Below are 450 nucleotides of genomic sequence, written 5' to 3' on the forward strand. Positions count from 1 at the left end.
ACCTTGAGAGAAGTAGAATCGATAAATGCAATGCCTGTTGGTTTATCAAAGCGCTGCTTCAGATAGCTACACAGAGCAGGTAACGTGGCCTGAAGTAACTTCAACATACGTGTATAACTGACTAAATCAGGAAAATAATGTCGCCAATACTGACAAACAAATTTGGTGTAGTAAGTTTTAAAGTCGCGATAACCTGATTGATGAAAGGCAATTAATATAGTCATCACTTCGCTAGAGGATAGTCGAGACGGCTTAATGCGTTGCTTCTCACCTGATTCTATTAGGTGTGTAAGCCACTGAGGTTCAAACAATAAACAAAAATCATCGACATCTACGTAAATTGCATCTAAGTTATTCATGCCCTTGCCTCGGTAATCTTATGTTTCTTGGTCGAAAGATCTGATCACCGCAAGGGCATTTAGTTCCATTTCTTATGTGCAGCTCAGGTTA

General features: G+C 39.6%; 1 pseudogene. It reads right to left on the reverse strand.

From position 1 onward, the window contains the following. Positions 1-359: pseudogene (locus CWC14_RS18130) on the reverse strand (IS982 family transposase); the annotation flags it as partial. Positions 360-450 lie beyond the last annotated feature (91 nt).

Source organism: Pseudoalteromonas sp. S3260, from assembly GCF_005886925.1.
GTDB lineage: Bacteria > Pseudomonadota > Gammaproteobacteria > Enterobacterales > Alteromonadaceae > Pseudoalteromonas > Pseudoalteromonas tetraodonis.